Source organism: Dyadobacter sp., from assembly GCF_017744695.1.
Lineage (GTDB): Bacteria > Bacteroidota > Bacteroidia > Cytophagales > Spirosomataceae > Dyadobacter.
In genome coordinates, this window is record NZ_JAGIAS010000006.1 from 443,951 (window position 1) to 466,297 (window position 22,347).

Genomic DNA, 22,347 nt, shown 5'->3' on the forward strand with positions numbered 1-22,347 from the left:
CTTTTCTTGTATTTACAGTTGGCAGCCCTACCTATTTACGCACAGTACCATCCGGATAATTTCATCGAAAAATTACTTAAAAAGCATCCGGAGCGCTTTTCGGCGATCCTGCAAAATCCGGAAAAATACAAGGTACAGGTGCTCTACACGAAGATCGACCGAAATAAAAACAACGTCCCGCATTTTACTACGCACGGTTACCGGGTGAATACCGGCGAATATTTTTATCCGGCAAGCACGGTTAAGCTGCCGGCAGTAGCACTCGCATTTGAAAAACTGAACAAGCTGGGGATCGACAAGTATACGCCGATGTTCACCGATGCCGTGAGGCCGGAGCAGACTGCCGTGAAAGCAGATACCAGTTCGGAAAACGGGTTGCCGTCGGTAGCGCATTATGCCAAAAAGATATTTCTGGCGAGCGACAACGACGCGTTCAACAGACTGTACGAATTTATCGGGCAGCAGGAATTCAACGACAGCCTGCATAGCAAGGGTTTTAAGGACGCTCGCATTCTCCACCGCCTCGATTCGCCGATTGGGCCGGAGAATAATCGCTATACCAATCCTATCCGGTTTGAGAAGGATGGCAAGATCGTGTTTGAACAGCCCGCGAAGTATAATGAGAAGGAATACAACGCACCGGGGCCGATCATGCTCGGGCAGGGCTACATGAAGGACGGAGCGCTAGTGAACGAGCCGTTTGATTTTACCAAAAAAAACTTTTTCCCGCTTGAAGAACAGCACCGGCTGCTGAAAACGCTCTTCTTTCCTGATCAGGTGCCGGTGTCGCAGCGTTTTAACCTGACAGAGGACGATTACCGGTTTATGTACCAGTATATGTCGCAATTTCCCGTCGAAACGAGCTTTCCGGCAAGCTATACGGATGATTATTATGATGGGTTCGTGAAATTCCTGCTGTTTGGGGCTACTAAAACGCGCCTGCCGCGGCATATCCGGCTTTTCAATAAATGCGGGGATGCGTATGGCTTCCTGCTCGACAATGCCTACATCGCCGATTTTGAAAAGGGAATAGAGTTTATGGTAACTGCTGTGATTTACTGTAACGAGGACGGCGTTTTCAATGACGATAAGTACGATTACGACACCGTGGGTTTTCCTTTTATGGCGAACCTGGGGAAAACACTCTTCGAATACGAACTTGATCGCAAACGTCCGAACCGCCCCGATTTAAGCCGTTTTGAGGTGGAATATGATAAGTGATTTTAGCGGGTTTTGAACTTCAACCGCGGTGCAATCTGGCAAATGTAGAGGTTGATCAGGTGGCCGATAATCAGCAAACCCGACCCCGCATAACCCAGCCAGGAGAATACCTGATGACGACCTTCAAAGACCAATGAGACTGCGAAGATGGCCAATGCGCCCCAAAGGAGAATGCGGAGCGGTGTGGAACGGTGGTCGCGTGTGGCGTAGTAGACCGCAATACCGTTGATAAGGATAAACAGGTAATCCAGCGAAATGAGGCCGATATGCGCGTGGTTATGTGTCGCAACCGACGAACCTATCGCCAATGCAGGAACCAGTATGCAATGGATAATGCACAACACGGATCCGAGAATCCCTATATAGTCGGCCCTGCCATGTGAGTGTACTGCTTTCATTTCCTACATACAATAATGTTGCAAAAATAACATCCCTGGTTCGGACTTGCAACGGGGTTGCAGAATATTTTTGAGGTGCGGTTGCCCAATCCATGAAAGTGTAATCGGAATCCTTGGAATTTGAACCGGTTAGAACTTAACTTTGACGGGAAAGGTTTTAGAAGGGAGGAATTATTAAACTGTTGGAAACAATGGACCAGTTAAGAGAAACGCTGAAAGTGCATCACCTGCGCACGACTACGTGCCGCGAGGACGTGCTTTCAACATTTATCAATCGGAAAAACGCATTATCGCACGGAGATCTGGAAGGCGAGTTAGGAGAGAATTACGATCGTGTGACGATATACAGGACCCTCAAAACATTCCTCGAAAAAGGCATTATACACAAGGTCCTCGACGATGAAGGACTGCGCTATGCATTATGCTCGCACAGTTGTTCGGAAGAAAAGCACCAGCACGACCATATTCATTTCAAATGCAGCTCGTGCGGTGAAACCAATTGCCTCGAAAACCTGCACATCCCGGCGGTGCAACTGCCGGAAGGTTACCATCCCGAGCATTTCAATCTGCTGATACAGGGCGTTTGTCCCAAATGCAACTGATTGTCACGCTGAGCGGCCCGGTCCGCCGGGCGGTCGAAGGCCGTTTCGGTACCGCGCTTCGACTCCGCTCAGCGTGACAGTGCATTCTAGTTTTACTTCACTTTCAATATAAAATCCAGATTCACATCGTCGCTGCCGGGCGTAGGAGTGCCGTTTTTGGCGCCGGGCTGATGGCGTAGCTGTACTTTCAATTTGCCGTCACCTGCCGCGCCGGTTTTGGCGGAGCCCGTGAGACCAATCGGATAATTGTTCTTGTCCTTATCGCCGTAAGTGTAGGTCAGCAATGCCGCAGGGGTGGGCGTGTATACAAACAGGTGCTCGTCGGACTCTTTTTCCACTTCCTTGGTAATATCATCCACCGGTGATTTACTCTCGTCGAGCAGTTCGATAGCCAACGTATAGGTCGTATTCGGTTTCAGCGAAATAGTATCGAATTTAGTGGGCGCATTGCCACCGTCGCCGTCGGCATCCTTGTAGGAAAAAGTGCTGACATTGGACGTGCCCTGCTCGGTGAATTTCAATGTCACGGAGGTGATCAGTTCATTTTCATCGTCCGGTTCTACTGCCTCCCCCGAATCTTTACATTGCACAAAGACGGTTGTCATCGCGGCGAATAGCATCCAGGTTAGCTTACGGTTCATTTTCATACGTAATAGGTTTAAGTACTATATCAAAATTCATTTTTGGGCCGGGCTGCGGCCAGTCGGGCTTCGTTAAGCCGGGCTTCGTCAAGCGCCAAACTTCCATTTCAGGCGGAGGGAAGCATTGCGCCCCATATCGTCGGCATAATAACGGAAACGGTTCAGGTAATCCCTGTAAACGGTATTGAACAGGTTCTGCACATTGATACCGATTTCCAGCTGTTGTTTTTCTGAAACTTTCAACGACGCGCCGGCTTGCAGGCTCCACAGCGAATAACCTTTCGGCGGCGGCAGGAAGTCGCTGTTGGCAGGGACGCGCTTTTGTTCGGCTACCAGCAGGTTTCCAATTGAAATAAACCCATCCTTCCATTTGCCACGATCGGCGAGCTGGTATTTCAATGTATTATCCAACCGGTTCGGCGGGATCATGACCAGGTAGCCGTCGTTGCGCTCGTCGTACACGCGTAGGTACGTGAGCTTGCTTGAAACGGTGGTGCGTTTTACAAATTCCCAGCTTCCCGAAATGTCGATGCCTTTAAAGGAAGCGTCGGTTTGAGTGTATTTGAAATAGGGGAATGCGCCGCGGATTGTCAGAATGGGCTCTGGTTGTGGTTTTAGGTAGATAAAATCAACAATGTAATTGTAATAAGCGCCTACTTCCACGCTCCATTTCGGCGTGGCATATTTCACGCTCGCTATTGAATTGAGTGCTTTTTCGGGCTGCAAAGTAGCATCCCCTTGCTCATACGCGGCCGCGCCGTGGTGTACACCGTCGCTGAACAGCTCGCTCACGTTAGGCGCACGCCAGGCCGTACCTATGTTCACACGCGCGGAGAAACGGTCGGAAAAATTGCGTGTAGCACCTGCCGTTCCCGAAAAGTTACCGAAATCGAAATGGCCAGCGATTTTCTCCCGGTTCACGATCCGGTAGGTTTTCAACGTCCGGTAATCGTAGCGTAAGCCGGCTTCGAGCTCCCATTTGGCGGTCACGTACCGTTCAATCCAGAACAGCCCTATGTTGAATTGGTTAAAATTGGGGATCAGCGGGCGGCCGCTCATGAGGTTGTATTGGTATAATGTGCTTACACCAACCTGCCCGCTGATTTTCCCGGCAAGAGGTTTGTGGTCCCAGACCACGTCGTTTGTCAATGAAGTGAGTTTAAATGTCAGTTCAGGATGGTTGAGCGCCGCTATACTGTCGTTTCGCGGGCGGTGCAGGTCGAACTCGTTTCGGTTGTTGTACTGCCGCGCGATCGTCCACTGCAGCCGGTTGCCATCCCTGAAATGGTAGTGTGTTTCGGCTTTCAGCAGCTCGTGCGTCGCATTCTGGTTAGGCCGGTTAATGGCATAGCTGAACCCGGATTTGACGAACGGCTCGCCATTTTTGATCACATTCAGTAAATCGGTAACACTGCCGATATGTGAGCCGGAGAAAATGCCGATCTGTGTATCGAACCGGCTGTAAAACACATCGATACCCAGGCCTTTATGACGATACCCGGCGGCCAACGAGAAGTTGTTTTCACTAATGCCGGTATTGTCGAGGTAGTAATTCGGCGTACGGATATTCCCGCCGCGCTTGATCGTTCCCTGCGCCCGCCAACCGAAGCCCTTCACGAAGTTCAGTCCGCCCTGCACGGTTCCGGACAATACACCCTGTCTGCCATTGGAAAATCCTACCGCATTCAATTCGCCGGTAATGGGTTTGTCAACAGGCAGCTCCTCCGGTTCTACCAATATCACTCCGCCGATTGCATCCGAGCCGTAACGCACACCGGCAGCGCCCTTCACCACCGATATTCTCGTCGCAATGAACGGATCTATTTCCGGCGCGTGCTCGGAGCCCCATTGCTGGCCTTCCTGGCGGATACCGTTGTTCATAATCAGCACGCGATTGCTGTGCAGGCCGTGAATAACAGGCTTGGCGATAGATGACCCGGTTTGCAATGTGGTAACGCCGGTCACTCCTTTAAGACTCTCACCCAGCGTCTGGCCACGTGTTTTATCCAAATCGGCTCCTGAAATGGTGGTTAGCGGCTGCGATGAAGGCGCATCCGTGCGATGCGCTGTGATTTCCACATCTTTTAAATGCACTTCCTGTTCAAGGAGGTTGAAGTTCTCCTCGTGTCCGGCCGTCAGGTCGATTTTTTGCTGAAATGGACTGTAACCGACAATGCGGCATTCCAGCGTATAGTTGCCCGGGCAAAGGTTCCGGAGCTCGTAACGCCCATTCTGATCGGTGAATACGCCGTTACTCTGCCCGACGATCAGAACGGTCGCGCCTACAATGGGCTGGCCGGTGTGTGTGTCCTTCACGACCCCTTTCACGAAGCATTCGCAAGCCGGTTTCTGGGCAAAGGCCGTCACCGAAAACAGCGATAGCAAGAGAATAAAGAGTGAAAATCGGACAGAAGGCATCGCGTTTGCGCCGGTAGCGGGTTACGTTCTTTTTGTTACAACGTTGCAAAAATAAGATCATTGCAACTTTGTTGCAATTAAAATCACGAAGTATTTTCTCAAATTTTCAGCGGATTAGGTCCTTACATGTAAATTTGTGCTCCATTTTGCCGCATTGAATCCTTGTCCGACCTGCTTTTAACCAAAATTATGCTGATGCCCCCGCTCATTGCCGGGGTAACAATGGCCGTTCGTAAATGGGGCGAAGGGCTGGGCGGCTGGATCGGCGGGTTTCCGTGGGTAGCGGGGCCGATCTCTTTCTTCATCGCATTGGAGCATGGGGCCGCATTTGCGGCGTCTACGATCCCTTCCGCACTGCTGGGGTCGGTTGGTACGATGCTCTTCGCGCTGGTATACGCGTCGCTTTCCGCGCGGTTGCGCTGGTTCCCGACGGTGGTCATCAGCTACGCGGCGTTTTTTGTGGTTGCGATGCTTTCGCTGGGACGGGATATTTCGCTCGCGGCAGGCGTAGGGTTGAACCTGGCGGTGCTGACGCTGGTCTTATATTTTTTCCCAAAACCTAAAACAAAGGCGGAGTTCAGGAAACAGCCTTCCTGGGATATTCCATTGAGAATGCTGGTGGCGACACTCTTTGTGGTTATCCTCACGCAAGCAGCCGACTATCTCGGCCCGACTTGGAGCGGGATATTGACGCCATTCCCGATAATGACTTCCACATTGGCGGTTTTTACGCATTCGCAGCAGGGTTCCGATGCGGCGATCAGAATCTTGTATGGTTTGCTGCTGGCGGGGTATGGGTTCGTCGCTTTCCTGATCGGCGTGGCGTGGCTGGTACCGCAAATGCCTATCGGTGCAGCTTATGGCATTCTGACGGTATCCACCATGGTCGTGAATGGGATTACCATAAAAATGATCCGCTAGCCAGGCCAACGGATCATGCATTTCTATTAAAGCTTTTTAGCTTAAACCCTTTCGAGTTTTACGGGATAAGTCTTCTTCGCATTCCATTGGCACACGTAAATGTTGTGATCGTTGTCAACGCACACATCGTGGCAATGCATGAATATCGGTTTTTCCTGCACCATCAGTTGCAATTCGCCGTTGCGGTATTCCGGTTTGGTGCCGCCGGGATTTGAAATCACTTTGTTGGCTTTGTCGATAATCGTCACGAAACCTGAATTCGGCGTCTGGTTCAGGTAGCGCAGGCGCGACCAGCACACACCCGCGTAAAGGGTGTCGTCCTTGAAAACCGGGCGGCAAACGAATGCGCCGGGCAGGAAAATAGTGCTCAGGTATTTGCCATCCAAAGTGAATTTCTTGAATGCATTGTGCGCACGTGAAGTGACGATGAGTGTCGGATTGGCCTTGTCACGGTAATCGATGGCGATGCCGTGAGCGGTAGAAAACTGAGAATCGCCGTCGCCGGAGCCTCCGAACTTATCGATGAACTCACCTTTGGGAGTGTATCTCAGAATCCATTGCGAGCCGTAGCCGTCGGCAATGTAAATCGTACCGTCAGGGCCAATAGCCGTTTCGGTAGGCTTGAATGGATCTGCTTCTTTATAGGCACCCACTTTCGAGGGATGTTCGATGGTCAGCAGGATTTTACCTTTCAAATCTGTTTTGAAAACCTTCCCGATGTTTGGATCGCTGATAAACAGGAATTCTTCTCCGTTTGCATTCCATAGGGTGAGCCCGTGCCCGCCTGGAAATTCATGTCCCCAGCTTTCCAGCAGCTTTCCTGATCGGTCATAGATCAGGATATTGTTTTTAATCTCATCACCCACCATAATCAACCTGCCTTTGCTGTCCTGAACCATTTCGTGGCAGTTGTTGACCGGAAACTGTGACGCGTCGAGATTACCCCAGCCCTGGTGTACCTTATAGCGGTGGTTACCATGGCCGATTACCTCGCCATCCACCTTCGGTTTGGCGTGCAGGATGTAGAACGGTTTAAAAGTAATGGCTGCGGCAGTGGCTGCGGTAATCTTCGCGAACTGACGGCGGGAATGTGTTTCGGACATGACGAATCTTTTTAATTTTTTGAAAAAAGACCAAATCTCCGATTTCTTACTATTTGTTCATACATAGTTTTGATCAACTGGCGGAGTAGCGCTTTCCGTAGCGGTTCAACCAGTCGAGCAGGCGGTTTACATCCTGCATTCTAAATAGCTCGCTGCCAGAGTTCATCGTGGCAGCGGTACCGCACGCAACACCCATTCGGACGGCTTCGCGGTAAGATTTGCCTTGCGACAATGTCCATACAATGCCCGCCAGCATGCTGTCGCCCGCGCCGACGGTACTTTTCGGTTGCACAGGAGGCGCGGGGATATGCTCTACCTGGTCTTCGGTAACAAGCATCGCGCCCATGGCACCCATGGATACGATCACGATCTCGCATTGCCCGCGTATGATGAGCGCACGTGCAGCATCGTCGACCTCGTCCATTTCCAGCTTGTCGACACCTACCAGTTCACTGAGCTCGGTAATATTCGGTTTCAAAAGATACACACCAGCTTCGGTAGCATAACGAAGCGCATCGCCGGAGGTATCGGCAATGAACCGTGCCCCCTGATTATGGGCTATTTTGGCAATTTGTCCGTAAAAATCGGAAGGTACACCTGGCGGAAGGCTACCGCTGGCGATAATGTAGGACGGTTTCGGATCGAGCTCCTCCATCGTTTCAAGGATCGAGCGTACTTCCGTCGGCATCATTTCGGTGCCGGGCATTCCGAAGCGGTACTGGAATCCGGTGCTGGTTTCCAATACGTGAAAGTTCTCACGCGTCCACTGTTTCGTTTCGATCACCATAGTTTCGACGCCCTCGCTTTTTACGAGCTTATGCAGGCGTTGGCCGGTAGGGCCGCCTACTGTAAAAATAGCGATCGGGTTTCCCCCCAGGCGGTGAATGGCCTTGGCTACATTGATCCCCCCACCGCCTGCCTCGAAATTGGGTGCGTCGCAACGCAGTTTGTTATCGGGTACGATGCGCGGTACATTGGAGCTTTTGTCGAGCGCGGGATTTATTGTAAGGGTTACAATCGGTCCGGTAGCCATAGGAGTACGTGTCTGGTGAACTATTTTACGCGAATAAAAGAAAAAAAGCGATTCTTTCTGCGTTCCTATCGCATCCGCAGCAATTTCTTCACAACACAATCGTTTGGCGGTCGCTAGTATTGCTCTTCGAGCACGCTCCTGCCACCGTCCACCACGAGTACTTGCCCATTGGTAAAGCGGGCATGATCCGATAGCAGGTATACGGCAGCGCCGTCGAGATCCGCGGGTATGGAAGTGTCGGTGGAAATCACGTTGATCCGGATATCATGGCCTGCATATGCGGCGGCAATAGATTTGGAGAAACCGATCATAGCCGCTTTGGAGGTAGCTCCGGCATGGCTTGAAAAGTTACCGTCCGTTGAAGCGGTTTCCGGACTCAGGTTAAGAATGGAGCCGCCTTTGTTCATGCCCATAAAAGTCCTTACGGCTGCCTGGTTCGAGAGCATAAGCGAAGTCAGGTTCTGATCCAGCGTTTTGCGCCAGCTTTCGAGGCCCAGGTCATGCAGCGGGCCGTCGGTCGCGGGTTCGTCATGTTCTTCGGGTGCGTGATACAATGCATCAAAACTCCCAAATTCACGTATACAGAGCTGAATGGCGTCCAGCGCCGTCTGAGGCTGCGTAGCGTCACCTTGTTTGGCTCTTGCATTGCTTCCCAGGTTCAGTTCTGCCATCAGACAGCTCTCAGGGTTGCGCCCCACTACCACCACATTCGCGCCGTTTCGGACAAAGGCTTGTGCCGCGGACAGCCCCACGCCGGTGGTTCCTCCGATAACGACGATCGATTTATTTATGAGCCAGGTTTCCATTTAAAATAATATAGTGTTTTTGTGTAAAAATAGGATTATTGGGGTGAAAAAAGAAGCGCCCTGCTTCTTTGAAAGAGGCAGGGCGCTTGTAAATATGCTAATGTAATGATTGCTAGGCCACTGAGCGAAGCAATGCCATCGAAGATTTTTCGAATTTATCTTTCGCATAATCGAGCGATAACGTGAATTCTTTCACATCCTTTTGCGAAGGCAGATCGAACATCGCGTCGGTCATGATCGACTCGCAGATCGCGCGCAAACCGCGGGCGCCGAGTTTGTAAATCATCGCCTGATCCACAATGTAATCCAGTACCGCGTCTTCGAAATGCAGGTTGATACCTTCCATCGCGAAAAGTTTGGAATACTGTTTCACCAATGCGTTTTTAGGCTCGGTGAGGATGCGGCGCAAAGTCTCACGGTCGAGCGGGTTCAAATGCGTGAGTACGGGCAGACGACCGATTAATTCGGGGATAAGTCCGAATGATTTAAGGTCCATAGCCGTCACGTAGCGCATCAGATTACCTTTATCAAAGATCTCGATAATGCGGTTGTCGCCATTGAAACCGATGGGGCGGGTGTTGATACGTTTTCCGATGTGGCGCTCGATGCCGTCGAATGCACCGCCGCAAATGAAGAGGATGTTTTCGGTATTCAGCGAAATCATCTTCTGGTCAGGATGCTTGCGGCCGCCTTGTGGCGGAACGTTCACGATCGATCCTTCGAGCAGTTTCAGCAAAGCCTGCTGAACACCCTCGCCGCTTACGTCGCGGGTAATGGAAGGATTGTCCGACTTGCGGGCGATCTTGTCGATCTCGTCAATGTAAACGATACCGCGTTCGGCTGCTTCTACATTGTAATCCGCAGCTTGGAGGAGGCGGGTCAGGATCGTTTCTACGTCTTCACCCACATAACCCGCTTCGGTAACCACCGTTGCATCGGCTACGCAGAACGGAACTTGCAGAATGCGTGCAATGGATTTCGCCAGATAGGTTTTACCGGTACCGGTTTCGCCTACCATAATGATGTTCGATTTCTCGATCACAACGTCGTCCTCGGAGCTGGCCTGGTTCAGGCGTTTGTAGTGGTTATATACTGCCACCGCCAGCGAGCGTTTCGCTTCGTCCTGGCCTATGACATATTGTTCGAGGAAATGCTTGATATCAGCAGGAGGAATGGGCTTTAATTTCGGAAGCTTCGATTTCTTCTCTTTCTTATCCTCCTTCGGTCCCAGCTCTTCGGTAACTACCTGGTGCCCCTGGGCAATGCAGTGGTTACAAATGTGAGCGTCAATCCCGGATAGAAGCAAATCTACTTCGCTTTTTTTACGTCCGCAGAACGAACAACTTACTTGTGCCATCGATTCGATTTTAGCAGTTTGGTGAATGTTTCCGGCTTGCCGCCGTGTTAAACATACGTGTCAAGTCCATGTAACAAGAAGACTGAATGTATCGTTTCAAATCTTCTTTTCCATTGACAATTAGCGGTTATCTTTTTACAAATTTCCGGTTTTTTGACCGGGTTACCAAATCAACCTTGGGCCATATACTAAAAACGCCCCGGCAGCCTGGCTGCCGGGGCGATATTTGAAAGGTTGTTCAACTTATTTATCGCGGGTCAGAACCTCGTCGATCAAGCCGTATTCTTTCGCTTCGGTCGCTTTCAACCATTTGTCACGATCTGAGTCGAGTCCGATCTGCTCAGGCGTCTGACCGGTGTGGTGCGCCAGGATTTCGTACAGTTCATGACGCAGTTTCACAATCTCGCGGGTGGTGATCTCGATATCAACCGAGGTTCCCTGCGCGCCACCTGATGGCTGGTGGATCATCACACGAGCGTGCGGGAGCGCCGAGCGCTTGCCTGCCGCGCCGCCTGCGAGCAACACCGCGCCCATAGATGCCGCGAGGCTGGTACATACGGTCGCTACGTCAGGGCGTACATATTGCATGGTATCGTAAATACCCAAACCGGCATAAACCGAGCCGCCGGGGCTGTTGATATACATCAGGATGTCCTTCTTAGGATCGGCCGATTCGAGGAAGAGTAACTGGGCCACAATAATGTTGGCGATATTGTCGTCCACGCCGGTGCCCATAAATATGATACGGTCAGCCATCAGACGGGAGAATACGTCGACCTCGCGGAAGTTCATCGGACGTTCCTCGATTACCGAACGGGTCATGTTCTCAACAGAGTGGTTCATGTAACCGTCCACGGTCAGACCATTCATTCCCAGATGGTGAACGGCATATTTTCTAAATTCATTTCCGTAATTCATCGAAAAAATTAATTTTTAATTTATCAATAGTTAAAGGGCAACTGAGTTCGAGAACAAAAAGCAATATAGCTTAGTTTCTATTTATATCGCCGCAGGTTTCCCGGTTGCATGGCACAAATTTGACTAATTCACCGAATAATCCTTGTCAATTTCGGCGATAAATTATCGAAAAATGCGACAGTCATCAGCCCTGTTCAATGACTAGATTGCAGCATAAAAACGTTATACCACGCTTAATAACCGGACATTATGAACGTGACATCCAATTTATCAGAGAAAATACGGCAGATAAGGCTGCAAAAAGGCCTTTCGCAGGAAAATATGGCAGACATGCTCGGGCTGTCGACGACGGCCTACGGTGATATCGAGCGCGGCCGCACCGAACTTTCGGTTTCAAGGCTTGAAAATGTGGCCAAGCTGCTCGACGTGCCATTGCCCGAGTTGCTGGGCATTGACGTTTCGATGTCCGAAACAGAATGGCTGCGACAGGAGAATACCCGCATACTAGCCGAGAACCGCCGGCTGCAGAATGAGCTGGATCAATGGAAGTTGAAATTCCGGCAGTTGTTCGGCGACGGCATTATCCGTCAGATAGGAGAGGAGCGCCAGCGCATTGGTTTTTAAAATGCATTGGTTTTAAAAAAAAAACACCGCCCGATTGCCCGGGACGGTGAAAAAAAATGCTTTTTATATTTTCGGAAAATTAAGCTTCAGCTTCCACTTCGCCTTTCGCCAATTTCTCGAATTCTGATACTTCTACGGTCTGCTCGTCGGTGCTTACCTGGCCGCGGATAACTTCCAGAACCTTGTTGTCGAACACCTGGTTGAACACGCTCGTATAGTTATCCCGTTCTTTATCGGCGAGGTAACCTTGTGCTACGCGGTCGATCGTTTCACGCATCGATTCGTCGTCGCCGTAGATACCGAATTGTCCTTTCACCATTTCGCGGGTGAACGCCAGGATTTCAGGGTATTCTACTTTCACTTCAGACTTATCGGCGATCTTGTTTTTGATCAGGCTCAGTTTCAAAGATTTCGCGAAATCACCGAACTGCTCGTCGATTTGCTCGCGGGTAAACTTGCCTTCGTTGGTACGCTCCAACCAGCTTTTGAGGAATTCCTCAGGCAATTCGATTGAAATGGCGTCCAGTAATGAGGTTTCGATATCGCGACGGAGCAATGCTTCGGTTTCGCGCTCGTAGTTGCTTTTGATGATTTCAAGAACCTTTTCGTTGAACTGCTCTTCGCTTTCAACTTGGCCTGATCCCAATACTTTGTCGAAGAATTCTTGCGTCAATGCAGCTGGTGCAGAACGGGTTACGTCTTCCACGGTTAAGGTATATTCGCCTGAAAGGTCAGCGATATCTTCTTTTTTCTTACCGGTTACGTGAGCGATAGCCGACTCGTCAGAGAATGTATCCTGAATGTCGAAAGTGATCACATCACCTTTTTTTACACCGATGAACTTCGCAACAGCTTCTTCTTTTACCTGTTTGGTAGGAATCGCAGTGCGGGTTGTAAACTCACCTTGTGTCAGCTCACCGAAGATCATATCTCCTGCTTCGCTTACTTCGGGGTGGATGCTGTCGGCGAAACGCTCGCGAAGGCTATCGATAGTCTTCGTTAGCTCGTTATCGTCTACATTAATGGTGTAACGCTTGATAGCAGGCAATGCGCTGAGGTCAGCTTCGAAATCCGATGCAATACCCAGGTCATAGCTGAATTCGAATGAGCTTGGGGTATCCCAGTTCACTTCTGCGGCTTTGTCGCGATCAGGTACGGGATCGCCTACCACCTGCAATTTGTTTTCGCGGATATAGTTGCTTACTGCATTGCTGAGGATGTTGTTCACCTCGTCAACCAGAATGCTCTTACCATACATGCGCTGGATCACATGGGATGGTACTTTGCCAGGACGAAATCCTTTCAGGTTCACGCGTTTAGAATAATCCTTGATCGTTTTATCAACTTTTGGCTGATAATCTTCCTTGGTCAACGTTACTTTCAGAGAGGCTAAGGTCGGCGAACTCTTTTCTAACAAAACTTCCATGTGTCGCTAAGCTATTGGTAAATACCTTTGTTACGTTTGAACTGAAAAAAATAAAAATGCCCTCAAAACGAAGTCCTGAGGGCATTTGACGGGTTTCAATACTACGGAGCAGCTCATTTTCCCAGGTAAAATAGGAATCTGACGCCCCGTCATTCCCTTGTATTTCGTACGGGCGGAGGGAATCGAACCCCCACGCCTTGCGGCACTAGATCCTAAGTCTAGCACGTCTACCAGTTCCGCCACGCCCGCTCACTTATCCCTTTTTTCAACACATTCGTCGAATTGGGAGTGCAAAGGTATTTCTATTTTTCCAAAACATGCAAATTATTTTCAAAATTTTATCTTTGGGTAAAAGCGTATTGAAAAATGTCGCTAAAATTTGTTATTTTGGTGAAGCATACCAATTAGAAAATAGCAGTGGAGCAACTGGTTGAATCCCTCAACATTGACCTGGAACAGGAGCGTAAGGACATCCTCAAAAAATACCGCAGGCTTTTAAGAACAGCGAAGCCTTTTTTGAAGGATAATGATGCTAAATTAATCAAAAAAGCCTTTTATACTTCCGTCGATGCGCACAAGGACATGCGCCGCCGGTCGGGAGAGCCATACATTTATCACCCCCTCGCAGTAGCACAAATCGTAGTAGAGGAAATCGGGCTCGGTACCACCGGTATTGTGGCGGCATTGTTGCACGATGTGGTGGAGGATACCGATATGGGAATCGACGATATCGAGCGGCTGTTTGGGAAAAAAGTGGCCAAGATCATCGACGGGCTGACCAAAATCTCGGGCCGTTTCGAGTATGGTTCTTCGCAGCAGGCCGAGAACTTCCGGAAAATGTTGCTTACGCTCTCGGACGATGTACGGGTGATCCTCGTGAAGCTCGCCGACCGCCTGCATAATATGCGTACGCTCGATAGCATGCCGCGCGACAAGCAGCTCAAAATCGCTTCCGAAACGATATTCATTTACGCGCCGCTCGCGCATCGGCTAGGGTTGTACAGCATCAAGTCGGAGCTCGAAGAATTGTATTTGAAATACACCGAACCCCTGGAATACCGGGCCATTGCAAGAAAGTTGCGCGAAACGAAAAACATCCGGGACCGCTTCATTTCGAAGTTTATGGAGCCCATTGCGCAGGATCTGGCATCGGCCGGGCTGAATTTTATTCTCAAAGGCCGTCCCAAGTCGATTTATTCGATCTGGAACAAAATGCGGAAGCAGAACAAGCCTTTCGAGGAAATTTATGACCTGTTTGCGATCCGGATCGTGCTCGAATCGCCGCCGGAAAGCGACCGGGAAAAAGCGATCTGCTGGCAGGCCTATTCCATCGTTACCGACCATTATAAGCCCAATCCCGACCGGTTGAAAGACTTCCTGAGTACGCCCCGGGCGAACGGGTACCAGTCGCTGCACTCGACTGTGATGAGCAAGAGCGGGCAATGGGTGGAGGTGCAGATACGTACTTCGCGCATGGATGAGATCGCGGAGAAAGGTTACGCCGCGCACTGGAAGTACAAAGGAAATGATACCAAGGTCAAAGGCAATATCGAGCAGTGGATCACGCAGGTACGCGAGACCTTGGAGAATGGTTTTGGCGATAAAACGGCTGCTATCGAATTTCTGGACGAGTTCAGAAGCAACCTTTTCAATGAGGAGGTATTTGTATTTACCCCAAAAGGCGAGCTGAAGGTATTGCAGGCGGGTTCAACTGCGCTGGACTTTGCATTCGATATCCACTCCGAAGTAGGCGCGCATTGTATGGCTGCCAAAGTGGGCGGTATCCTGGTGCCGATCAGCTACGTGCTGAACAATGGGGACCAGATCGAGATCATTACTTCGAGCAAACAGAAGCCCAATGAGGACTGGCTGCGCATTGTGGTTACCTCCAAGGCCAGGGCGCGGATCAAGGATTTTCTCAAAGAGGAAAACCGCCGGTACGAAACCGACGGGCGCCAGTTGGTGGAGAAAAAGCTTAAAATACTCGGAATGGACGCTACCGCCGAGGTAATGAACCAGCTCCGGGCATTTTTTGAGTGCAAAACCACGACCGACTTTTTCTACCGCATCGGCAAGGGCTACATTCCGATCGACGACCTGAAACGCTTCAAGCGCGATCGCGACGCGAAGGAAAAGAAGGCCGCAGAGAGCAGCGCAGCCAACAATACGCCGCCAGCCACCGGCACAGACGGGAAGGCATTAACCAAATACCTGAAACAAATCCATGGCGACCGTGCAGACAGCGACACGCTGCTCATCGGCGACGATATGGACAAGATCGATTACAAACTCGCGCAATGCTGTAACCCGATTGCGGGTGATGACGTTTTCGGCTTTGTGACGATCAATGAAGGTATCAAAATACACCGCACCACCTGCCCGAATGCGGCCGAGCTGATGTCCAAACATGGCAACCGCATTATCAAGGCCAAATGGTCGGGTAAGGACGAGGCGTTCCTTGCGGGACTTTACTTATCGGGCACCGACCGCGTGGGCCTTGTGAACGACGTCACCAGGATCATTTCGAACGAGCTGCACATCAATATGCGCGGGCTCACGATCGATACCAAGGATGGCGTATTCAACGGGGATATCAAACTTTACGTGCAGGATACCAGGCACCTGGATATCCTGATCGCCAAGCTGGAACAGGTCGAAGGCGTGTACAATGTCCAGCGTTTCGATACCAATCTGAACGGCAAATAGTCATTTTGAACCATTGCCGCTCCACGGTGTTATTGAATTGGTAATTAATGAGGTTAGCAGCACTATGCTTGCGAATGTGAGAGTGATTTAAGTAAAAAAGCGTATTTTCGCGCAAGATTATCAGAGATATGCCACAAGCCAGCAAACCAAATTTCGAGGCCGCTAAGAAAATATTAACGGCTTACCTGGAAAATAAGGGACTTCGTAAAACGCCCGAGCGCTTTGCGATACTCGAAGAAATTTACACCAGGGAGGATCATTTCGATGTAGATGAGCTGTATATCAGCATGAAAAACAAGCGTTACCGCGTGAGCCGTGCCACGGTTTACAACACGCTCGACGTACTTGTGGACTGCGATCTGGTTACCAAGCACCAGTTTGGTAAAAACCTGGCGCAATTCGAAAAATCGTACGGTAACAAGCAGCACGACCACCTGATTTGTACAGATTGTCATAAAGTAATGGAGTTCTGCGATCCGCGTATCCAATCGATCCAGAACATGGTAGGAGAGATGCTGAATTTCAGCGTTATGCACCACTCGCTTATTTTCTACGGAAACTGCAACAAGGAAAACTGCCAGAACCGCACCGAAGCACCGCGGGAAACGGCCGTTTACGAAGACAGATAATTATCACGATCAGGCCCGGTAATGCACCCATTGCCGGGCCACTTACACCATATTAAGTTTCAGTAATCCAATATTTGAATGAAAGTTGACGTACTACTTGGTCTTCAATGGGGAGACGAGGGAAAAGGAAAAATTGTGGATGTCCTGGCGCCACGCTATCAGGTTGTAGCCCGTTTTCAGGGTGGCCCTAATGCCGGGCACACATTGGAGTTTGACGGTATCAAACACGTTCTGCACCAGATCCCATCCGGGATTTTCCGCAGCGATATCCAGAATATTATCGGAAACGGCGTCGTGCTCGACCCGGTTGTGTTCAAAAGAGAGATTGAAGGCCTGGCTAAATATAACCTCGACCTGATCAGCAACCTGTTCGTGTCGAAAAAAGCTTCCATTATCGTTCCTACCCACGCTTTGCTGGACGCTGCTTACGAGCGTTCGAAAGGCGATTCCAAGATCGGTTCAACTTTACGCGGTATTGGCCCTGCATACCAGGACAAGGTGGCGCGTCTGGGCTTGCGTGTAGGTGATGTGTTATCTCCTAATTTTGCAGCCAAATACAAGAAACTGGTCGATGCACACAAGGTAATCCTTGATTTCTATTCATTCGACTATTCCGAAACATTGCCTGCTGCGGAGGAGAAATTCTTCGAGGCGATTGATTTCATGAAGCAATTCACGCTCGTGAACAGCGAATACATCGTGAACGGTGCATTGAACGAAGGCAAAACCGTGTTAGCAGAAGGTGCACAAGGATCATTGCTCGACATCGATTTTGGTTCATACCCATTTGTTACCAGCTCTACGACCATGACAGCCGGTGCTTCTACCGGATTGGGCATTGCGCCACGTCAGATTGGTGAAGTGTTCGGTATCTTCAAAGCTTACTGCACACGTGTGGGAAGCGGTCCGTTCCCGACTGAATTGAATGACGAGGTAGGCGAGGAAATCCGTAAAGAAGGCCGTGAGTTCGGTGCGACTACCGGCCGCCCGCGCCGTACCGGCTGGCTCGACCTGCCTGCATTGAAATATGCGATCATGATCAATGGTGTAACGCAGCTGATCATGATGAAAGTGGACGTTCTGACCATTTTCGATAACATCAAAGTTTGTACACATTACCGCCTGACCGACGGAACTTTAACCGACCAGGTTCCTTATGACCTTTGCGACGAAGCCGTTGAACCGGTTTACAAAGATTTCAAAGGCTGGAAAACCTCCCTGGACGGCGTGCGCGATTTCGACGCGATCCCGGCGGAATTGAATGCATATGTGAAGTTCCTCGAAGCGGAATTGAACCTGCCTATTACATTTATTTCGACCGGCCCTGACCGCGAAGCGCTGATCAGCCGGGAGGCGGCTGAGGTAGCGTAATTGTGATCTAAAATCAGGAGTGTACAACGTTAATGTCACCCTGAGCGGAGTCGAAGGGTATTTGCATCGCGCAAATACCCTTCGACTCCGCTCAGGGTGACATCGTTTTTATGTAATTCAATAGGAAATCAACCTAAGAAAGCAAATTCAAAACATCCTCCCGCGTCAGCGACTTGATAAAGCCTTCTTCACTCGAGATCAAATCATCGGCCAGCTGCTTCTTCGAGCGCTGCAATGCGAGGATCTTTTCTTCTACTGAGTTTTTCGTGATAAATTTATAAGTGAACACCGTACGGTCCTGACCAATGCGGTGCGCGCGGTCCACAGCCTGTGCTTCAATGGCCGGGTTCCACCATGGATCGAGAATGAAAACATAGTCCGCCGCCGTGAGGTTAAGACCTAATCCCCCGGCTTTCAGGGAAATGAGGAAAATCTTGATGTTCTCGTCGTTCTGGAAAGACTCCACCTGCTCCTGGCGGTCGCGTGTGGCGCCGTCGAGGTAGGCGTAACTGATATCCTTTTCGTCCAGGTAATTCCGGAAAAGATCAAGGTGTTTAATGTACTGGCTGAAAATCAATATTTTATGATCCTCGCTCATGACGGTTTGCAGCTTATACAACACGTCTTCAAACTTGCCCGAATCGTATGCATAGTCGGGATCGACCATCACCGGGTGGTTGGCGAGCTGCCGGAGCTTGGTCAAACCCTGCAATACCACGAGTTGTGATTTCGACATACCCTCCGAATCGATGCTTTGGAGGATGAGGTTACGGTAATAGGCTTTCGCTTCCTCGTAGGCCTTTTCCTGCTCGTCCGACATATCGCAGTACTGAATGCTTTCGACCTTTTCGGGCAAATCCGTTGCAACCTGCGATTTTAATCTCCTTAATATAAACGGCTTAATGAGGTTATAAAGCCGCTTTGTTTTTTCTTCATCACCTTTCTTCTCGATCGGGATCTGGAATTCATCCCGGAAAAACGTCTGGCTGCCGAGTAATCCGGGGTTCACAAACGACATTTGCGACCACAAATCCAGAGTATTATTTTCAATGGGCGTACCCGTCAGAACGAGCCTGTTTGCCGAATTGAGGCGTCTTACAGCCTTGGTAATGATCGATCCCGGGTTTTTGATCGCCTGCGATTCGTCGAGGATCACGTAATTAAAACGGTAGTCCTCCATGAGTTCAATGTCCAGCCTGATAATGCCATAGGAAGTCAGTATCAGGTCGTAATTATCGAACTGGGCGGTGTCTTTCTCACGGTTGGTACCCGTATACAGGAGCACGCGCATATCTGGCGTGAATTTGCTGGCTTCGAGCTGCCAGTTGTAGAGCAGCGACGTCGGCATAATGAGGATCGACGGACGATCCGCGCCGCCTTCTTTTTCGGATTGCAGCAACGCGAGTGTCTGCACCGTTTTTCCCAAACCCATATCGTCTGCAAGGCAGCCTCCGAAGCGGTATTGTTTCAGAAAACGCAGCCAGTCATAACCTGTTTTCTGATAGGGGCGCAGCAGGCCCTGGAAATGCAATGGCGATTCTGCCGGTTCGATATGCTGGAAATTTCGCAGGTTTTCGAGCTTGCGGCTGATCACCGCTGTGGCCAGGTTATCCTCTTTCAGCTCTTGCACCAATGCCAGGTGGTGCATTCGAAGGCGCAGTTGGTCAGTTTCATGACTGCTTTCGGTAAACGAGAAAAACTCCGAATATTTGGTAAACCACCATTCGGGGATCACCGCTATTTCGCCGTTGGGCAACGGAAATTCCTTTTTTCGGTTGAGAATGTAGTTCCGCAGCTGAATAAACGGAATCTCAAACTCGCCGAAAAGTACTTTTGCGTGAATATCGAACCAGTCGCGGCCTTCCTGTATGGAAATGTCGAGCGACGAATAACCCAGGAAATAGCGTTTGGTATCGGCCGTGTTCTGCCGTACCGCAATACCGTGCTCGGCCAATGCGATCGCATTGCTTTGCAACCAGCCGAATGCTTCCGATTTGGGCATCTGGACCTTTCCGTTGCGGATATTCAGGCCCAAATCCTTCAATGTCCGCACATGCGCGCCCTCGACCTCGATATTCCTTTTAACTTTATTGAAAAAATACTCGTTGCCTTTCTTCTCCATGTGTACGCTCGACGCATGCGCGAAGCTGTCGTAATGGAACGAGAAGCCCGCATACTGAAAGGAAAGGTCGAATGCCACGTCATTATCTTCTTCTTCCAACACTTCCACATCCTCGTTATCCTGGAAAAGGATAGCGGATTTCTTTGGATTGGAAGAATATTCCGAGATCGTAAGAATGGTTTTTGGCACGGACGACACATTTCTGATTTCGAAACCGCGGGCCACCACATCGTAGGAGGCAATGAGCGGAGCTACAAAACGGCCGTAATACTGCTCTTCAACCTGCCCCGGAATGGCAATGAACTTCTTCGCGAGGAACGGTTTGATCTTTTTGCCGTCCACATTGCCCTCGAAATGGTAAAGATGCCCGTCGAGCACGAGCCACGCGGGATCTTCGCAAATCAGGAAAGCATTTTTGTACTGGAATTCCAGTTTCTGCATTTGATGCCGGATCGTCGGGAAATAGTGGGTGTTATCCTCATTCCGGATGAAGTGGAACCGAATCGTCGCTTTTTCAGACTCCCAGGTAACGGGCTTCCATAGCGGATTGCCATCATTACCCATGATGAAAATGTCCTTTCCGGCGAGCCTTTCGAGGATGCGCGATTTGCAGCTTTCAAGATAGCCCGCAATTGTTTCCTGAATGGCCTTGTCGCCCTTTTGAGGGTCATAAACTTTCAGGAAGAAATCTACCGCATTCAGTTTCTTCGGGTTGTATTTTTTGAGCACTACGTCCTGCTGAATGTCGTCGATCAGCTTGACGAGCTCAAAATCCCTGGTATCGAGGCCCGAGCGGAATTCCTTGATGTTTTTAGAGGAAATGTTCTGCACCTGAAACGAAAAGTCGCCCTGCGCATTAAGCTGGACGACAAAGGCTTCGAAGATGTACCCCAGATACTCATGGTTAAGAATTGAATAAACAATTTTAAACGGCTCTGAGGGAGAAACTTTCATTAGGATATCGTTGGCTAAGATTCGTGTTGATGCCGAAGAAGCCCTTCCGTAAATCAGCAGGGTTCTTTCGATTTGGGAAACTTCAAATATAATTTAAATCAACCCGAAAAGAAAGCCCCTTTCCGCCATTCCCTAAAAAATATTGTCGAATAAATTAGTAGCCAGGCTACAATATTTTCGTAACCTGGCTGCCAATGGTATTTAGTTATGATGCAAAATATGAATGAATACCTGCTAGGCAAATAGGGGTGAAAAGCTTTGCGCTTCGAGGATATTTTTTGCCAATGTGCCGGTTTGGGTCGTCATTTTGCTGAAAAGAAAAGGTCCCATGCTGATCCTTTTGACATTCAATGATTTCAACGTGTCGAAGTCGGGGAGCGCAGGTACGCACATGACGTTCACGGGCAGGATTGTTTCGCGGGTGATAGTCTGAATATCCTCGGTCCTCGCTACACACGGCACGAAAATCCCGTGTATACCCGTCGTTTCGTAGCTGTTAATGCGGCTGATGGTTTCGTCGAGTGCATTAGGCAGGCCCAGCAGGAACGGGTCGGTTCGGATGTTGAGAAATATTTTGACATTTTCCCGTTCGAGCCGGTTCACGATTTCTGTAAGTAAGTTTTTGAAATCCCCAGCAGGGCGGAGCTGGCGCGTGGGCTTGGGCAGCGTGTCTTCCAGGTTAATTCCGGCGACACCGACATCATAAAGTTGCTTAATGTGCCCGGCAATGCCTCCCGCCGTATCACTGTATCCACCTTCAATATCGACTGTGAAAGGGATTTTAACAGTTTCGGTGATCCGTTTCGCGACACGCAGGATCGTGTCGAACGGCAGGTTTTCGCCGTCGTCGTAACCGAATGCTGTGGCGAGGGCGTGACTAGAAGTACCAATGGCCTTGTAACCTGCAGCCTCGAAAATGTGTGCGCTGTTGACGTCCCAAATATTACCCAGCAGGAGTGGTTCTGTTTGTTGATGAAGTTGCGAGAATGTTTCGAAAGTGTTCATGATCTGAAATTGCCTTTGTTTGAAAATGCATTGATAGAACAAAGGTATTTCAGTTGCCCGGCCGGAAATTGTACAAACCGGAACGGCCCGAT

18 protein-coding genes and 1 tRNA gene are annotated in these 22,347 nt (G+C 49.9%); 7 read left to right on the top strand and 12 right to left on the bottom strand.

All coding sequences use genetic code 11. From position 1 onward, the window contains the following. Window positions 1-6: 6 nt before the first annotated feature. Window positions 7-1,221, top strand: a complete 1,215-nt coding sequence (locus J7619_RS22570; RefSeq protein ID WP_291204034.1) for a serine hydrolase — start codon at window positions 7-9, stop codon at window positions 1,219-1,221. Window positions 1,222-1,223: 2 nt separating this feature from the next. On the opposite strand, the gene J7619_RS22575 is transcribed toward J7619_RS22570, so the two are convergent. Continuing rightward, window positions 1,224-1,619, bottom strand: a complete 396-nt coding sequence (locus tag J7619_RS22575; protein ID WP_291204037.1) for a MerC domain-containing protein — start codon at window positions 1,617-1,619, stop codon at window positions 1,224-1,226. A 191-nt stretch (window positions 1,620-1,810) separates the two neighbouring features. On the opposite strand from J7619_RS22575, the gene J7619_RS22580 reads away from it, so the two are divergent. After that, window positions 1,811-2,221: a Fur family transcriptional regulator gene (locus J7619_RS22580; RefSeq protein ID WP_291204040.1), complete on the top strand. Its 411-nt coding sequence runs from the start codon at window positions 1,811-1,813 to the stop codon at window positions 2,219-2,221. A 92-nt stretch (window positions 2,222-2,313) separates the two neighbouring features. Here J7619_RS22580 and J7619_RS22585 read toward each other — a convergent pair whose 3' ends face one another. Together J7619_RS22585 and J7619_RS22590 are read right to left on the bottom strand one after the other, a co-directional pair. Then, window positions 2,314-2,868 carry a hypothetical protein gene (locus J7619_RS22585; protein WP_291204043.1) on the bottom strand — a complete coding sequence of 185 codons (555 nt, stop codon included), beginning with the start codon at window positions 2,866-2,868 and terminating at the stop codon, window positions 2,314-2,316. Between the two features lie 81 nt (window positions 2,869-2,949). Beyond that, a complete protein-coding gene (locus tag J7619_RS22590) occupies window positions 2,950-5,280 on the bottom strand; it encodes a TonB-dependent receptor (protein ID WP_291204046.1) in 2,331 nt (776 codons plus the stop codon). A 195-nt stretch (window positions 5,281-5,475) separates the two neighbouring features. Between J7619_RS22590 and J7619_RS22595 the strand changes: the two genes are divergently transcribed. After that, on the top strand, window positions 5,476-6,201 hold the full coding sequence (locus tag J7619_RS22595; protein WP_291204048.1) for a hypothetical protein: 726 nt from the start codon (window positions 5,476-5,478) through the stop codon (window positions 6,199-6,201). Window positions 6,202-6,242: 41 nt separating this feature from the next. Here the strand turns inward: J7619_RS22595 and J7619_RS22600 are convergent, their stop codons facing one another. From J7619_RS22600 to J7619_RS22620, 5 genes are all read right to left on the bottom strand, one after another. Then, the gene (locus J7619_RS22600) at window positions 6,243-7,304 is read right to left on the bottom strand and encodes a 6-bladed beta-propeller (RefSeq protein WP_291204051.1); all 1,062 of its coding nucleotides are present in this window, start codon (window positions 7,302-7,304) and stop codon (window positions 6,243-6,245) included. Between the two features lie 73 nt (window positions 7,305-7,377). After that, a complete protein-coding gene (locus tag J7619_RS22605) occupies window positions 7,378-8,337 on the bottom strand; it encodes a 1-phosphofructokinase family hexose kinase (protein WP_106597721.1) in 960 nt (319 codons plus the stop codon). A gap of 113 nt (window positions 8,338-8,450) precedes the next feature. Beyond that, window positions 8,451-9,143, bottom strand: coding sequence for an SDR family NAD(P)-dependent oxidoreductase (locus J7619_RS22610; protein WP_291204054.1), 693 nt, complete (start codon window positions 9,141-9,143; stop codon window positions 8,451-8,453). A 112-nt stretch (window positions 9,144-9,255) separates the two neighbouring features. Next, the gene (gene clpX / locus J7619_RS22615; protein ID WP_291204057.1) at window positions 9,256-10,500 is read right to left on the bottom strand and encodes an ATP-dependent Clp protease ATP-binding subunit ClpX; all 1,245 of its coding nucleotides are present in this window, start codon (window positions 10,498-10,500) and stop codon (window positions 9,256-9,258) included. A 243-nt stretch (window positions 10,501-10,743) separates the two neighbouring features. Then, entirely contained in the window at window positions 10,744-11,418 is a 675-nt protein-coding gene (locus tag J7619_RS22620) for a ClpP family protease (protein WP_291204059.1), read from the bottom strand. A gap of 249 nt (window positions 11,419-11,667) precedes the next feature. Between J7619_RS22620 and J7619_RS22625 the strand changes: the two genes are divergently transcribed. Further along, window positions 11,668-12,042 (top strand): helix-turn-helix domain-containing protein, encoded by a 375-nt coding sequence (locus J7619_RS22625; RefSeq protein ID WP_106597725.1) that lies wholly within the window; start codon window positions 11,668-11,670, stop codon window positions 12,040-12,042. A gap of 79 nt (window positions 12,043-12,121) precedes the next feature. On the opposite strand, the gene tig is transcribed toward J7619_RS22625, so the two are convergent. Beyond that, entirely contained in the window at window positions 12,122-13,468 is a 1,347-nt protein-coding gene (tig, locus tag J7619_RS22630) for a trigger factor (protein WP_291204062.1), read from the bottom strand. A 167-nt stretch (window positions 13,469-13,635) separates the two neighbouring features. Further along, window positions 13,636-13,717, bottom strand: a tRNA-Leu gene (locus J7619_RS22635). A 168-nt stretch (window positions 13,718-13,885) separates the two neighbouring features. Here J7619_RS22635 and J7619_RS22640 point away from each other — a divergent pair. From J7619_RS22640 to J7619_RS22650, 3 genes are all read left to right on the top strand, one after another. Next, entirely contained in the window at window positions 13,886-16,174 is a 2,289-nt protein-coding gene (locus J7619_RS22640) for a bifunctional (p)ppGpp synthetase/guanosine-3',5'-bis(diphosphate) 3'-pyrophosphohydrolase (RefSeq protein WP_291204064.1), read from the top strand. Between the two features lie 128 nt (window positions 16,175-16,302). Then, a complete protein-coding gene (locus J7619_RS22645) occupies window positions 16,303-16,803 on the top strand; it encodes a Fur family transcriptional regulator (RefSeq protein WP_291204066.1) in 501 nt (166 codons plus the stop codon). A 78-nt stretch (window positions 16,804-16,881) separates the two neighbouring features. Further along, window positions 16,882-18,174 (top strand): adenylosuccinate synthase, encoded by a 1,293-nt coding sequence (locus tag J7619_RS22650; RefSeq protein ID WP_291204069.1) that lies wholly within the window; start codon window positions 16,882-16,884, stop codon window positions 18,172-18,174. A gap of 133 nt (window positions 18,175-18,307) precedes the next feature. On the opposite strand, the gene J7619_RS22655 is transcribed toward J7619_RS22650, so the two are convergent. Both J7619_RS22655 and J7619_RS22660 read right to left on the bottom strand, forming a co-directional pair. After that, a complete protein-coding gene (locus J7619_RS22655) occupies window positions 18,308-21,250 on the bottom strand; it encodes a DEAD/DEAH box helicase (protein ID WP_291204072.1) in 2,943 nt (980 codons plus the stop codon). A gap of 234 nt (window positions 21,251-21,484) precedes the next feature. Continuing rightward, window positions 21,485-22,255 (bottom strand): isocitrate lyase/phosphoenolpyruvate mutase family protein, encoded by a 771-nt coding sequence (locus J7619_RS22660; protein WP_291204075.1) that lies wholly within the window; start codon window positions 22,253-22,255, stop codon window positions 21,485-21,487. Between the last annotated feature and the right edge of the window lie 92 nt (window positions 22,256-22,347).